This is a genomic window from Holophaga foetida DSM 6591, assembly GCF_000242615.2.
In the GTDB taxonomy this organism is placed as follows: Bacteria; Acidobacteriota; Holophagae; order Holophagales; family Holophagaceae; genus Holophaga; species Holophaga foetida.
The window spans coordinates 716,825-730,068 of sequence record NZ_KI912268.1 but is presented as its reverse complement, the minus strand read 5'-3'; the positions used below and the strand labels follow the sequence as shown (position 1 = coordinate 730,068).

The 13,244-nt window shown below is 64.1% G+C and carries 12 protein-coding genes; 8 read left to right on the top strand and 4 right to left on the bottom strand.

Annotation, left to right across the window (positions count from 1 at the left end):
- The first annotated feature begins 27 nt into the window (after window positions 1–27).
- Complete coding sequence (locus tag HOLFODRAFT_RS0203170; RefSeq protein ID WP_005032716.1) at window positions 28–285, top strand: YggT family protein; 258 nt, start codon at window positions 28–30, stop codon at window positions 283–285.
- A 7-nt stretch (window positions 286–292) separates the two neighbouring features.
- Complete coding sequence (locus HOLFODRAFT_RS0203165; protein ID WP_005032714.1) at window positions 293–817, top strand: DivIVA domain-containing protein; 525 nt, start codon at window positions 293–295, stop codon at window positions 815–817.
- A 3-nt stretch (window positions 818–820) separates the two neighbouring features.
- Here HOLFODRAFT_RS0203165 and HOLFODRAFT_RS0203160 read toward each other — a convergent pair whose 3' ends face one another.
- Window positions 821–1,582, bottom strand: coding sequence for a tetratricopeptide repeat protein (locus HOLFODRAFT_RS0203160; protein WP_005032713.1), 762 nt, complete (start codon window positions 1,580–1,582; stop codon window positions 821–823).
- Window positions 1,583–1,692: 110 nt separating this feature from the next.
- Between HOLFODRAFT_RS0203160 and HOLFODRAFT_RS0203155 the strand changes: the two genes are divergently transcribed.
- Complete coding sequence (locus HOLFODRAFT_RS0203155; protein ID WP_148300339.1) at window positions 1,693–3,555, top strand: tetratricopeptide repeat protein; 1,863 nt, start codon at window positions 1,693–1,695, stop codon at window positions 3,553–3,555.
- Between the two features lies 1 nt (window position 3,556).
- Window positions 3,557–4,690 (top strand): DUF4388 domain-containing protein, encoded by a 1,134-nt coding sequence (locus HOLFODRAFT_RS0203150; protein ID WP_005032708.1) that lies wholly within the window; start codon window positions 3,557–3,559, stop codon window positions 4,688–4,690.
- On the opposite strand, the gene HOLFODRAFT_RS0203145 is transcribed toward HOLFODRAFT_RS0203150, so the two are convergent.
- Window positions 4,680–5,453 carry an enoyl-CoA hydratase/isomerase family protein gene (locus HOLFODRAFT_RS0203145; RefSeq protein ID WP_005032706.1) on the bottom strand — a complete coding sequence of 258 codons (774 nt, stop codon included), beginning with the start codon at window positions 5,451–5,453 and terminating at the stop codon, window positions 4,680–4,682. The genes HOLFODRAFT_RS0203150 and HOLFODRAFT_RS0203145 overlap by 11 nt on opposite strands.
- Window positions 5,454–5,486: 33 nt before the next feature.
- Between HOLFODRAFT_RS0203145 and nadC the strand changes: the two genes are divergently transcribed.
- Window positions 5,487–6,350, top strand: coding sequence for a carboxylating nicotinate-nucleotide diphosphorylase (nadC, locus tag HOLFODRAFT_RS0203140; RefSeq protein WP_005032703.1), 864 nt, complete (start codon window positions 5,487–5,489; stop codon window positions 6,348–6,350).
- Entirely contained in the window at window positions 6,350–7,789 is a 1,440-nt protein-coding gene (locus HOLFODRAFT_RS0203135) for an HAD-IG family 5'-nucleotidase (protein ID WP_005032701.1), read from the top strand. The genes nadC and HOLFODRAFT_RS0203135 overlap by 1 nt, the downstream gene beginning before the upstream one ends.
- 12 nt (window positions 7,790–7,801) lie before the next feature.
- Here the strand turns inward: HOLFODRAFT_RS0203135 and HOLFODRAFT_RS0203130 are convergent, their stop codons facing one another.
- Together HOLFODRAFT_RS0203130 and HOLFODRAFT_RS0203125 are read right to left on the bottom strand one after the other, a co-directional pair.
- Window positions 7,802–8,275, bottom strand: coding sequence for a hypothetical protein (locus HOLFODRAFT_RS0203130; RefSeq protein WP_005032699.1), 474 nt, complete (start codon window positions 8,273–8,275; stop codon window positions 7,802–7,804).
- Window positions 8,272–10,158 (bottom strand): tetratricopeptide repeat protein, encoded by a 1,887-nt coding sequence (locus HOLFODRAFT_RS0203125; RefSeq protein WP_005032697.1) that lies wholly within the window; start codon window positions 10,156–10,158, stop codon window positions 8,272–8,274. Before HOLFODRAFT_RS0203125 ends, HOLFODRAFT_RS0203130 begins: the two co-directional genes overlap by 4 nt.
- 390 nt (window positions 10,159–10,548) lie before the next feature.
- Here HOLFODRAFT_RS0203125 and folD point away from each other — a divergent pair, with 390 nt between their 5' ends.
- Both folD and HOLFODRAFT_RS0203115 read left to right on the top strand, forming a co-directional pair.
- The gene (folD, locus tag HOLFODRAFT_RS0203120) at window positions 10,549–11,406 is read left to right on the top strand and encodes a bifunctional methylenetetrahydrofolate dehydrogenase/methenyltetrahydrofolate cyclohydrolase FolD (protein WP_005032695.1); all 858 of its coding nucleotides are present in this window, start codon (window positions 10,549–10,551) and stop codon (window positions 11,404–11,406) included.
- A 63-nt stretch (window positions 11,407–11,469) separates the two neighbouring features.
- Window positions 11,470–13,137: a formate--tetrahydrofolate ligase gene (locus HOLFODRAFT_RS0203115; protein ID WP_005032693.1), complete on the top strand. Its 1,668-nt coding sequence runs from the start codon at window positions 11,470–11,472 to the stop codon at window positions 13,135–13,137.
- Window positions 13,138–13,244: the final 107 nt, after the last annotated feature.

Sequence of the window (13,244 nt, the reverse complement as noted above, 5' to 3'; positions counted from 1 at the left end):
TGATGGGCTCTGTCCAAGGAAGACTTCATGCCCCTCATCGTCCTGATCGTCCTTTACCTGATCAAAGCCCTGGTGCTGCTGATCTTCATCTCCAGCGTTCTATCATGGTTCCATCCTGATCCCAGGAATCCTTTTGTGAAGCTGGTGCGAACGGTCGTGGATCCCCTGGTCCACCCCATCCAACGCATCATTCCGCCCTTCGGGGGAATGGACTTCAGTCCCCTGATCGCATTCGTTATCCTGCTTCTCCTTCAATCCCTGCTCCAGAAGGGCTTCACCCACTGAGGAGATCATGAAGTACACGCCGTTAGACATTCAGCGCAGGGAATTCGAGAAGGCCTTCAGGGGGGTGGACAAGGACGAAGTCCGCACCTTCCTCCATGAAGTGGCGGGGGAGTGGGAAGAGGTTCTCCAGGAGAATCAGCGGATGCGTGCTGAGGTCCTGGATCTGAGGGAACGCCTCCAGCAATACCAGGAGCAGGACCGGATCTTCCGGGAGACCCTGCTGCACGCTCAGAAGACCCGGGAGGATCTGCTGGAGAGTGCGAACCGGGAGTGCGTGTTGCTGATCAAGGAGGCCGAGTTCAGGGGGGAGGAGATCACCCGAGAGGCCCAGCAGAAGGTGGTGGAGTTCGAGGCCAACCTGCGGTCCATGAAGCTGGAGCGGATCCGTGTCCTCCAGGAGATCGATACCCTGCTGGGACGCGGGAGGCGATTCCTCCAGGAGGAGGCTCCGGAGATGTTCCCCCCGGCTGATGTGACCCGGCTCCTGGAGGATGTCTTCCCTGGAGCGGACTCTCAGGATCCGAGCATCTGATGCCTATTTGACGCCCTTCAGGGATGGGTCTCCCAGCATGGCTTTGACCTCCTCGGCGCGCTTGCCCTTGGGGGCGACTTCCAGATACTTCATGAAGTTGCGCTTGGTGGCCTTCAGGTTGTTCTCGGCAAACTCGCACATGGCCAGCATGTAGTAAGCTTCGGCGAAGCTCGTGTCGGCCTGGATGGCCTGCTGGAAGAAGGGCTTGGCCCCGGCCAGGTCGCCCTTGTTGTAGGCGTCTATGCCCTGGTTGTAGGCAAGGTCAGGGCGGGGGCCTGCGAGGGCATCCAGGGCTGCCTGGTAAGCGCTGGCACTTGCGTTGTCTCCCTTGGCTTTGCTGAGGGAGATCAGGCAATCCAGGACCCGCTGATCCTTGGCGTTGCGGACCAGGGCCGCCTTGAAGTGGGGTTCGGCCTCCCTCTGTCTGCCGACTTCGAAGAGGGTGATGCCGAGCACCCGTTCCACCTGGGCCACCTGGGCTTCCAGTTCGGGTCTCTTCTCGGCGGGCAGGGACTCGCAGGATGTCTTGAGGCTTTTGTACGCTGCTTCGATCAGGGGGAGGGCTTCGGCGTATTTCCTGTCGTTGTAGAGGGCGACCGCCTGGTTGAAGAGCTCAGCGCCGGAGAGTTGGATCGTGGCTGTATTCCCGCTGGGAATGGGCTTCCCGGCTGCATCCACAGCCTTGCCCGAGATCCGTCCCGCAGGATCGGCCCCCAGGGAAAGGCAGGCAACGGCGCTCAGAATGAAAGGGGAAAATCGGCTCATGAAAAGCCTCCGGCATTCAAGGATGCACTCATTGTGGCCGAACTTTGAGAAGGGCCCAGGCCCCAGGTGCGGATCTTGTGGTACGCTCCAGGTCAAGTTGCGGGGTGGACATGAATGGCATGATGCAGAGACCGGTGCGGTTGGCGGCCCGAATCCTGGTGGTCATGGCTCTGGTTGTATGTCTCTCTCCTGCGCTCCGGTCGGCGGATGGGGCGGCCGACGTTCCCGCGCCCACCGCCGCCGTTGCCTTGAGCCATCGGGCCGAACGGCTTCAGAAGGCCCTGCTGTCCGGGGATGCGGACAAAATCCAGGCCGCCGTTCAGGATGTGGAACTGCTCCGCAGGAACTATGGGACTCTGGACCTGCTGCCCCTGGTGGAGGCCATGGCCCTCTGGGCCCGGCAGCAAGGGGAGGCAGGGCGACCCGGACTCGGCCTCAAGGGCATCCAGGTGGCCGATCGCTGGGCCCCCCGCTGTCCCACGGTGCTCTGCACGAGCATCATCCTCCAGCGTCAGGAGGGGATCAAAGGGTACTTCATGAGCCTCTCCGAGGTGCTGGAGCTGACTCGTTTACGCATGGCACATCCAATTCATCGCTGGCTGTGGCTGGTGCAGCACCTTGCCTGGCTCCGCTTCATGGCCACGGCCCTGCTCTGGGGGTGGGCCCTCGCCATGGCCATGCGCTACAGGCGCGTGTTCCGCTACGTCTGGGAGGAGCCGCTCCTGAAGCGCGGTCTTCCGTCGATCCTGGTGGCCCTGGTGGGGGCCTGCCTCCTGGCCTTTCCGGTCCTGGTGGGCCTGGATCCCAGCCTCTGCGCTGCCCTTTGGCTTTGGCTCCTCGCCCCCTTCTTCACCATCCAGGAGGTTCGGGTTGGGGTTCTGGTTCTTGTGCTCCAGCTCCTCCATCCCGCCCTGGCCCTGATGGAACCCCTATCCCATCGGGAGCCTTCCCTGAGTATTGTGGCGCTGCAGGAGCAGCCCTTGCCCCGTCCCATTGGCGATCGGGTGCTCAAGGCCCTGCCGGATGGGGACGCCAGCTTCCTCAAGGGATGGACGCAGCTCCAGGAGCAGAATTGGGCTGAAGCAGAGCTGATCTTCGCTTCCCTGGCCGGGAAGCACCCCGCCCGGGCGGAGGTCCTCAACAACCAGGGGGTCGCCTGCTACCAGCAGGGAAAATACGAGGATGCCCGCAGGCTCTTCGACGAGGCCTACCGGCTCGCAGCCGGGAGTCCTGAGGTGCTCTTCAACCAGAGCGTCATCGCCTTCCGGCAGCTGGACAGCAGCACGGGCTTGGCCAAGCAGGATGAGGCCCGCCGTCTGGACCCCGACAACTTCACCCGCATGAACCTCGCCAGCCAGGCCCGCAGTGAGCAGCGCACCTTCCCCATGCCCCTTCCGGATACGCCGGAGCGCATTGCGGCTCTGAAGGGCCGGAAGGACGCCGAATCCACCTCTCCAGGCCTCGGGGCGCACCTCCTTTTCGCCTCGATCTACCCCATGGTGGCGCTCATCGCCCTCCTCTACAGGGTCCGACAGAGCGTCAGGAGGGCCCATCCCTCCCAATGCGTGCGCTGCGGCGATCCCTTCCACACCACGGATTCCCCGGATGTCTTCGTGTGTTCCAAGTGCCACCACCTCTTCGTCCTGAAGGATGGCCTGCATGGGGAAAGCCGGAAGCTGAAGGTGGAGGAGGTGGGGACCTACCAGGGGGCCCAGCGGATTCTCCATCGCGCCCTCCGGGTGCTACTGCCGGGGCTGGACGGTATCTTCCTCGGGGCTACGGGCAGCGGTTTTGCGGAGTTCAGCTTCCTGACATTCGCCCTCGGCATTGTCTTCGCCACAGGGCGTTCGGTCCGCTTCCCCGGCGATATCCTGCCGGATCCGGTCTCGTCCTGGGTTCCCATCGGCCTGGTCCTCCTGGTGGTGCTCTACCTGCGCTCCTGGCTCAAGTTCCTGCCCAGCAAGAGGTCGTGACATGGCACTCGAAGGCTCTCTCCGCGATTTCGATCTATTCTCCCTTTTCAACATGATCAAGACCCAGGGGAAGAGCGGTACCCTCGTCCTCTCCCGAGGGCAGGAGTTCGTCAAGATCTTCTTTGACCAGGGGGATGTTGTCGGCTGCGACTCCAACCAGGTCCGGATCGAGGATCGGGTGGGTGCCATGCTGGTGCGTCTGGGCCGCCTCTCCGGAGACGAGCTCCTCACGCTCATCCAGCTTCAGCGACAGACCCTCAAGCGCATGGGCACGCTGCTCCTTGAGTCCGGCAAGGTCACGCCGCAGGACCTCCAGGACGCTCTGTTCAACCAGGCCATGTCCATCATCTACCGCACCTTCCGATGGGTGGAGGGGGACTACCGTTTCGATTCCATCCTGCCCCTCGAAATGGACCGCGAGAACTTCCCCCCCATTCCCGTGGATACAGTCCTGATGGAGGCCGCCCGGGTCATGGATGAGTGGCCCGAGGTGCAGCGCCGCCTCCCAGAGCACAGCACGGTCCTGGTGAAGTCCGAGAAGGCCCGGGCCATGCACCTGGATATGGAACGTGACCTTTCAGGCGTTTTCGAGGGAGGAGAGACTTTCGGTGGGCAGGCCTCCGGCCTGAACCACGAGCAGGAAACGGTGCTCACCTACTTCAGTGAGCCCCAGACCATTGCCGGGGTGCTCCAGATCACCCGCTATGACGAACTGGATACCTGCAAACGCATCGCCGAACTGATGGACGTCGGCCTTCTGGAGGTGGCGGTCGAGGCCACTCCGGTGCCTCCTCCTGCCTGGGGAAGTGCCCCCGCTGCCCGGACCGCACGTCATGAGCCCGCCAAGCCGCTATCCTGGTTCTGGGCCATCGTCGCCGTGCTGCTGGCGGCGCCCTTGCTGACCTACGTGCCCAAGACCCGGCAGTCCTTCAACCAGGGACTGGCAAGCCTCCAGCGGGCCGATCTCCGCACTGTGACGGATCCAGCAACCCGGGACCGCAAGGACTGGGCCCTGCGGCTGGCCTTTCCGGAGGATGGCGGGAAGGAACTGGCCATGCGCCTGGGCATTCCCATGGAATCCGCCCAGAACCCTGTGCCTGATTTCCTGAAGCGACCCGATCCCATCACCCCCTGAAATCCGGCAGTCGCCGTTCCAGGAAGGCCGATAGGCCCTCCTGGCGGTCCAAGGTTCGCTCCAGGGAGCCGAAGAGTCTGGCCTCCAGCCGGAGCCCTTCGGATAGCGGCAGTTCGGAGCCTTCATTCACGGCCTGGATGACGGCTGCGAGGGCCAGGGGGGCCCGTCTGGCGAGGGTCTGGGCCAGGTTCAGGGTCTCCTCTTCAAGCTGCTGGGGGGCACAGACACGGCCCACCAGGCCCATGCGGAGGGCTTCCTCGCCGGTGACAGGGTTCCCCGTGAGCAGGAGCTGCAGGGCCTGGGCGCGACCGATCAGGCGGGGCAATCGCTGGGTGGCGCCGTAGCCCGGGAGGATGCCCAGTCCCACCTCGGGACATCCCAGGCGGGCCGCCGAGCTGGCGATGCGGATGTGGCAGGCCAGGGCCAGTTCCAGTCCTCCGCCGAGGGCCCAGCCCTGGATGGAGGCCACCACCGGCCTGGGGAAGGCCTGGATGCGGTCGAGGATGGCCTGGACTCTGAGCGCCGCAGCTTCGGCTTCGCCGGGGCTGCGATCCTGGATGCCCTGGATATCGGCTCCGGCGGCGAAGGCCTTCTCTCCGGCACCAGAGATCACCACCACCCGGACCTCGGGGGTGTCTTTCAGTTCCGCGAAGGTCTGGTCCAGCTCCGCTAGCAGGGCTCCGCTCAGGGCATTGTGCTTCTCCGGGCGGTTCAGGGTGATCCAGGCGATGCCGCCTTCCACGCGATTCAGCACGAGCGACATGGGCGCCTCCGGGCACCATTGTAGACTGGAGGAATGGAACCCTCCGCCCGACTCAATCCCCCCCATCCCTTGAGCTACCGCGAAAGCCTCCAGGCCTTCCTTCGGGAGGACTGGGGCACCCAGGACTGGAGCAGCGCTTCGGTACCGGATCGCCGGGTGGAAGCCCGGATCGTGGCCAAGGAAAGCCTGGTGCTGGCGGGGCTGGAGGTTGCACGGGAGGTCTTCCGAGCCGTGGATCCCAACCTGGAGGTCCGCTGTCTGGCCTTGGACGGCGAAGCCGTGGTGCGGGGCAGGGAGGTGCTGCACCTCTCGGGTTCCAGTCGCGCCATTCTCATGGGCGAACGGGTCTCCCTGAACCTCCTCCAGCGTCTCAGCGGCACGGCGACCCTGACCCGGGCCTTCGTGGACGCGGTGGCCGGTACCCGGGCGCGGATCCTGGATACCCGCAAGACCACGCCGGGGCTCAAGCTCCTGGAGAAATACGCCGTGCGCTGCGGGGGGGGCTTCAACCACCGCCTGACCCTGGGGGACGGTCTGATGCTCAAGGAGAACCACATCGCAGCTGCAGGAGGCATCGCCCCGGCGGTGGCCATCGCACGGGAGGTCGCCCCCAGCCTGGTGCGCATCGAGGTGGAGGCCGAGACCCTGGAGCAGGTGCGGGAGTGCCTGGCGATTGATGGCGTGGACGTGGTGTTGCTAGACAATATGAGCAACGGGCAGATGGCGGAGGCTGTGGGGCTCCGGGACCAGTCCGGACGACGACTCCTCCTGGAGGCCAGCGGGAACATGAGCCTGGAGCGGGCACGGTCCGTGGCTGAGACCGGCGTGGACTTCATCTCCGTGGGGGCCCTCACCCACAGCGCCCCGGCGGCGGATCTCAGCCTGAGGATGGCTTGATGGTGGACCGGGGGCTTTTCTGTAACCGCACACTCAATCTGCGCGCCATCCGGGCCATCGGCTACGACATGGACTACACCCTGGTGGAGTACCGGGTGGACGCCTTCGAGCGCCGGGTCTTCGAATATGCCCTGGAACGCTTCATCTCCATGGGCTGGCCCGTGGATGAACTTCGCTTCGATCCCTCCATGGTGGCCCGGGGCCTGGTCATCGACACCGAACTGGGGAACGTGGTGAAAGCCAACCGCTTCGGCTTTGTGAAGAAGGCCATGCATGGCACCCGGTCCCTGGACTTCAACCATCAGCGCCAGGCCTACGCCCATAGCACCGTGGAGCTGGCCGAACCGCGCTGGGTCTTCCTCAATACCCTCTTCGCCCTTTCGGAGGGATGCCTCTATGCCCAGTTGGTGGATCTCCTGGACCAGGGGCGGCTGGAGGGCGTGAGGAGCTACTCCGAGCTCTACCGCAAGGTGCGGGCGGCGGTGGACGCCCAGCATTTCGAGGGGAAGCTGAAGGCCGAGATCGTCTCCGATCCCGAACGCTACGTGATCCTGGATCCGGATGCGGCCCTCACCCTCCTGGACCAGCGGGCCGCCGGGAAGAAGCTCCTGCTCATCACCAACTCCGATTGGCACTACACCTCCTTCATGATGGCGTATGCCTACGATCGCTTCCTGCCCAGCGGCATGACGTGGCGGGATCTCTTCGAGCTGGTGATCGTCAGCGCCCGCAAGCCCGACTTCTTCACCTCCCGGAACCCCTTTTTCGAAGTGGCGACCCCCGAGGGGCTTCTCAAGCCCTGCATCGAGCCTCTCCACAGCGGCCACGCCTACTACGGTGGCAGTGCGAGCCAGGTGGAGGCCCAGATGGGCCTCTCCGGGGATGAGATCCTCTATGTGGGGGATCACATGTTCGGGGATGTCCATGTCTCCAAGAGTGTGCTGCGGTGGCGGACGGCCTTGATCCTCCGGGAGCTGGAGGGCGAGGTCGCAGCCCTGGAGGCCTTCCGGGGACAGGAGTTGGAACTGGCGGCCCGCATGGAGGAGAAGGAGGCCCTGGAGGCCCGCCTTTCCCAGAGTCGGGTCGATCTCCAGCGGCTGCGGGTCGGGTACGGCCCGGCGCCTGCTCTGGACGAAAAGGCTCTGGAGGCTCAGATCCAGGAATACCGGAACTCGCTGCGGGCCCTGGACATGGAGATCGCCCCCATCGCCAAGGCGGCCATGGAATTGACCAATTCCCGCTGGGGGCTGCTCATGCGTGCGGGGAACGACAAGAGCCACCTGGCCCGCCAGGTCGAGCGCTACGCGGATGTATACACCTCCAGGGTCTCCAACTTCCTGAAGTCCACGCCCCACATCTACCTGCGTTCCGCCCGAGGCAGCCTTCCCCATGATCCCAGCGCCCCCGGTGGACCGCCCCTGGCTCCCACGCTGGAGTAGAAAGCTTCTCCCTCAGGGTTGGGTCTCCCAGCGTTGGCGATTCAGCCACACCAGGACTTCCTTGCCCTTCTCGTCCTTGCCAGCGTATTTCATCTTCTTCGGTCCCAGCTTGTCGCGCTTGGTGACCTTCACGCCGGGGCCTTCGCCCTGGGTGAGGAGACGGGAGAGCCCTTCAACGCCTCCGAGGTTGGGCAGGAAGGGCAGGGGAAGGGCGGCCAGATCCGGGGCCGTCTGATCGATGTTCTGGCGGGGGATCTGGACCCGGTAGCCCGTGGATCGCTCACCGGTCACCAGGGCGAGGCGTTCGCCCAGGCCATGGAGTTCCAGCACCAGGCGTCCGCTGGCGGGGTCCAGGAGGATGGCCAGGGTTCCCTGGCCTTCGCCATCGGCTCCGGCATAACCCCAGCCGTACTGGGCCCTCAGCGTGGCTGGGGGCTGGGCTGGAGTGCTTTGGACAAGGGCCGGCAGCAGCAGGATGGGAATCAAGGGGCCTCCTCTTCTTCTTCGTCCTCAAGGTGCTCGTCGGCATCGTTCTGGGAGTCGCTGGGGCTGACCTGCTTCCCGATACGGATCCTCAGATCCCGGACTTTCAGCTCCAGCTCCTTGCGTTCCGGGAAGGCATGGGCCAGAGCCCGCTCCCACTGCTCCAGGGCCTCCTGATCCCGCCCCAGCTTCAGCAGTACTTCGCCGAGGTGCTTGCGGGTCTCGGGGCTGTAGGGGTTCAGTTCCGCAGCCTTGCGCAGGGTGCTTTCGGCCTCCTGGAATTTCCCCTGCTTGAAGAGGACCCAGCCCCAGCTGTCCAGGGTGGATCCATTGTTGGGATCCTGCTTGAGGGCTGCCTGGATCAGGGAGGCCGCTTCGTCCAGGTTTCCATCGTGCTCGATCAGGAGATACCCGAGGTTGTTCTGGAGGGTGGGATGATCGGGGGAGAGGCTCTGGGCCTCCCGCAGGACCCCCATGGAATCCCTCCACCGCCCCAACTGGTCCAGGGCGTTGGCCTGTAGCAGTAGAAGATCGATGCTCCTGGGAGAGGCGATCTTCCGGGCCTCCTGGAGGGCCTTGAGGCACTCCTCCCAGCGCTGGAAGTAGGCCCAGTGATTGGCGGTGGCCTCCCGCTCCAACTGGAGCAGGGCCCGTCTGGTGTCGCCTCCCAGGGACCAGCGCTCCTCGAAGAGTTGGGCCGGAAGGGGCCTGGCCAAGCCGAAGACATCCTCGTCTTTGAACTGCTTCAGGCCCTCCCGCAGCATCGTGCGGGCGGGCTTGAGGCGCTTGAGGCGGATCTGGACCACAAAGGCCATGGACTGCAAACGGGCATTGGTGTCGGAATCCGGAGCCCAGCCTTTGATGAGATCCAGGGCCTCCTGGGGGCGGTCGGTCATGAGGACGCAGGCCGCCAGGAGTTCCCGGGCGGTCGTGAACATGGCTTTCGGTTCGGTGTCCTGGAGGGTCTTGAGGAGGGTTCGAAGTCGCGCTTCCGCCTCCGGGATCCGTCCCAGATTCATGAGGCAGAGGGCCGTGTAGTAGGAATTCCGGGGGGTGCCCTTCAGGGTTTCCGCCTGGTTCAGGCTCTGGAGGGCGCCGGAGAAATTGCTGGCCCTAAGCCTCACCAGGGCAATGTTCTCCCAGATGCCGGGTTCCTGGGGCAGGTGCTGGCCCAGGAGAAGGAAGCTTTCTTCCGCATGTCCCAGGAATCCCTGCTCGGCTTGCTCCCTGGCCAGATCTTCCAGCATTTTTAGATACTTGGGTTCCGCCTCGAAGGGCGAGGCCAGGGCCATGATGGCTTCCCGACGGGGCTCGTAGCGCTTCAGTCGATCGGCCCAGAAGGCGGCCCGCTCCCAGGCCATGTCTCCCAGGGCTTTCCCGCGGATCATCATGCCGGGGCGGAGGCGTCCCAGGTGGACCCAGGCATGAAGGGCCTCGGCATCATCCTTGGTGGCTTCGCAGATCTCCCCCAGGCGGTACCAGAGTTCTACATCCTGGGGCAGGAGCTGGGTGGCCTTCAGCAGGGCATGCTTGGCCTGGGGCAGGATCTCCGGTTTGCTCTGGGCCTGGATGCAGCGGAGGATGCCCAGGTGGGCCCACGCCTCCGCGTTCCTGGGGGCCAGTTCTGTAGCCCGCAGGGCGGGACCGGCGGCAGCCTGGGGATCGTCTGCCTCCAGGAGGCACTCCGATAGGCGGAGGTGGGCCTCGGCGCTGTCGGGCTGGAGTTCGATGACCCTGCGGTAGAGGGTGGCGGCTCCACGGGGATCCCCATTTTCTCCTTCCCGCTGCATGGCCCTGGCCTGGAGCATCAGGACCCGGGGGTCATCAGCGCTGTGGAGGCAGGGAACACCGAGCGCGAGGGAAGCAGCCAGGATCAATTTTTTCATTTCGGACACTTAGGAGCTCGCGGGACAAAGGGGACCGCTCATTGGGTCGGCTTCACCCGATTGTAATAGTGAAAAATTGCATGAATGGAATTTCTTGACGATTTTGAATGCGAGGACGGATGATATGACTACATTCGGTTTTGCTCGTTCCCACTGGCCTTTCCGGGGGATCGAGGGTGACAAGTCATATTGATAGCTGGGGGACAGGGCACAAGGTTTTGCTGGATGAATTGGATCGGTGAAAACGCGGGTTACCTTTCGGAATCCAGGTTCTTACGGGAACAGCGGTTTTGCCAGCTCCTTCTCCGCCCCAAACCAGATAATGGTCTGAGTGGTTTCACTGCTTTTTCCCTTCACGTTAGTCCTTCCTATATCCAGAATGGAGGCCCCATGGCAGCTCAGATACTCGACGGAAAAGAGATCGCAGGGAAGCTCGGCGAGCAGGTGCGCGCCGAGGTCAAGGCCTTCACGGCCAAGCACGGCGTGACCCCCATGCTCACGGTGGTGATCGTGGGCGAAGACCCCGCCTCCAAGGTCTATGTGGCCAGCAAGCACAAGACCTGTGTCGAGCTGGGCATGAAGTCCGAGGTGGTCCGCCTTTCCGAGACCGCCACCGAGGAGGAACTGCTGGCGGTCATCGACCGCCTGAATGCCGATCCTCTCAACCACGGCATCCTGGTGCAGCTCCCCGTTCCCAAGCACATCGACTCCGAAAAGGTGCTGGAGCGCATCCGCCCCGACAAGGACGTGGATGGCTTCCACCCCGTGAACGTCGGCAAGCTCTCCATCGGCAAGGAGCACCTGGTGCCCTGTACCCCCTACGGGGTCATCAAGATGCTGGAGATCTCCGGCATTTCCGTAGCTGGCAAGAACGCTGTGGTCATCGGTCGCAGCAACATCGTGGGCAAGCCCATGGCCGCCCTGCTGCTCTCCCGCAGCGCCACGGTCACTGTCACCCACTCCAAGACCAAGGATCTGGCCTCCGTCTGTGCCCAGGCCGACATCCTCGTGGCGGCCATCGGCAAGCCCGAATTCGTCACCAAGGACATGATCAAGCCCGGCGCCGTCGTGATCGATGTGGGCATCAACCGCCTGCCTACGGGCAAGCTGGTGGGCGATGTGAAGTTTGATGAGGCCTCCGAAGTCGCCGGTTACATCACCCCCGTCCCCGGTGGCGTGGGTCCCCTCACCATCGCCATGCTGATGTACAACACGCTGCGTGCCGCTGAACTGCAGCTCCAGAACTAGTTCTCTCCCCGACCCCCTGGTCGGTGGCAGGTTTTTCCCCATTCCCCCCTTTTGGAGGATTCCATGAAGAGTGATGTCGAAATCGCCCAGGCAGCGACCATGCTGCCGATCACCAAAGTTGCCGCCGAACTCGGTCTGACCGAGGACGATATCGAGCTCTATGGCAAGTACAAGGCCAAGGTTTCCCTGAAGGTCTGGGACCGCGTCAAGGAGCGCCCCAACGGCAAGCTCGTCCTGGTGACCGCCATCAACCCCACCCCCGCCGGTGAGGGCAAGACCACCACCACCGTGGGTCTGGGCGACGCCTTCCACAAGCTGGGCAGGAAGTCCATCATCGCCCTGCGCGAGCCCTCCCTGGGCCCCTGCTTCGGCGTCAAGGGTGGCGCCGCCGGCGGCGGTTACGCCCAGGTTGTGCCCATGGAGGACATCAACCTCCACTTCACCGGCGACATCCATGCCGTGACCACCGCCAACAACCTGCTGGCCGCCATCATCGACAACCACATCCACCACGGCAACGAGCTGGGCATCGACATCCGCCGCATCGCCTTCCGCCGCGTTGTGGATCTGAATGACCGCGCCCTCCGTTCCACCATCGTGGCTCTGGGTGGCAAGGCCAACGGCATGCCCCGCGAAACCGGCTTCGATATCGCCGTGGCTTCCGAGTTCATGGCCATCCTCTGCCTGGCTGCCGATCTCGAGGACTTCAAGGCCCGTGTGAATCGCATCGTCGTGGGCTATTCCTACGCCGACAAGCCCGTCACCGTGGCTGACCTGAAGGTGGCCGGTGCCCTCACCGCCCTCTTCAAGGACGCCATCAAGCCCAACCTCGTCCAGACCCTGGAAGGCACCCCCGCCTTCGTTCACGGCGGCCCCTTCGCCAACATCGCCCACGGCTGCAACACCCTCATGGCCTCCAAGTTCGCCCTCAAGCTGGCCGATGTGCTGGTGACCGAGGCTGGCTTCGGCGCCGATCTGGGTGCCGAGAAGTTCATCGACATCAAGTGCCGCTTCGCCGGCTTCCAGCCTGATGCCGTGGTCATCGTAGCCACCGTCCGCGCCCTCAAGATGCACGGCGGCGTGGCCAAGGCCGATCTGGGCAAGGAGAACGTGGAGGCTCTGGAGAAGGGCCTGGCCAACCTCCAGAAGCACATCGAGAACGTGCAGAGCTTCGGCCTGCCCGCCGTGGTGGCCGTCAATGCCTTCCCCACCGACACCAAGGCCGAACTGGATCGTCTGGTCCAGATCTGCACCGGCATCGGCGCCGAGGTCTCCGTGTCCGAAGTCTGGGCCCGGGGCGGCGAGGGTGGCGTGGATCTCGCCAAGAAGGTGGAAGCTGCTTTCGCCAAGAAGGGTGACTTCAAGTTCCTCTACGACGTGAACGCGCCCATCAAGGAGAAGATCAACACCATCGCCACCAAGATCTACGGTGCCGACGGCGTCAACTTCACCGCTGCCGCCTCCAAGACCATCGATCAGCTGACCGCCATGGGCCTGGACAAGACCCCCATCTGCATGGCCAAGACCCAGTACAGCTTCAGCGACGATGCCACCAAGCTTGGCCGTCCCTCCGGCTTCAAGATCACCGTCCGCGAAGTTCGCGCCTCCGTGGGCGCTGGCTTCCTGGTGGCCATCGCCGGCGAGATCATGACCATGCCCGGCCTCCCCAAGAAGCCTGCCGCCGAAGTGATCGACATCGATAACAACGGCGTTATCGGCGGACTGTTCTAGTCCGCCTCGGGCCCCTGAGGGGGCCCAAGGCTTGAACACCCTCTGGAGGGAAGGGGCCCGAACCTTGCCCCTTCCCTCAGAGATCCCACCTGAAGAGCATGTCCGCC

Coding starts and splice junctions, on each gene's coding strand:
- HOLFODRAFT_RS0203170 (WP_005032716.1), top strand. CDS start 28: ATGCCCCTCATCGTCCTGATCGTCCTTTACCTGATCAAAGCCCTGGTG.
- HOLFODRAFT_RS0203165 (WP_005032714.1), top strand. CDS start 293: ATGAAGTACACGCCGTTAGACATTCAGCGCAGGGAATTCGAGAAGGCC.
- HOLFODRAFT_RS0203160 (WP_005032713.1), bottom strand. CDS start 1,582: ATGAGCCGATTTTCCCCTTTCATTCTGAGCGCCGTTGCCTGCCTTTCC.
- HOLFODRAFT_RS0203155 (WP_148300339.1), top strand. CDS start 1,693: ATGAATGGCATGATGCAGAGACCGGTGCGGTTGGCGGCCCGAATCCTG.
- HOLFODRAFT_RS0203150 (WP_005032708.1), top strand. CDS start 3,557: ATGGCACTCGAAGGCTCTCTCCGCGATTTCGATCTATTCTCCCTTTTC.
- HOLFODRAFT_RS0203145 (WP_005032706.1), bottom strand. CDS start 5,453: ATGTCGCTCGTGCTGAATCGCGTGGAAGGCGGCATCGCCTGGATCACC.
- nadC (WP_005032703.1), top strand. CDS start 5,487: ATGGAACCCTCCGCCCGACTCAATCCCCCCCATCCCTTGAGCTACCGC.
- HOLFODRAFT_RS0203135 (WP_005032701.1), top strand. CDS start 6,350: ATGGTGGACCGGGGGCTTTTCTGTAACCGCACACTCAATCTGCGCGCC.
- HOLFODRAFT_RS0203125 (WP_005032697.1), bottom strand. CDS start 10,158: ATGAAAAAATTGATCCTGGCTGCTTCCCTCGCGCTCGGTGTTCCCTGC.
- folD (WP_005032695.1), top strand. CDS start 10,549: ATGGCAGCTCAGATACTCGACGGAAAAGAGATCGCAGGGAAGCTCGGC.
- HOLFODRAFT_RS0203115 (WP_005032693.1), top strand. CDS start 11,470: ATGAAGAGTGATGTCGAAATCGCCCAGGCAGCGACCATGCTGCCGATC.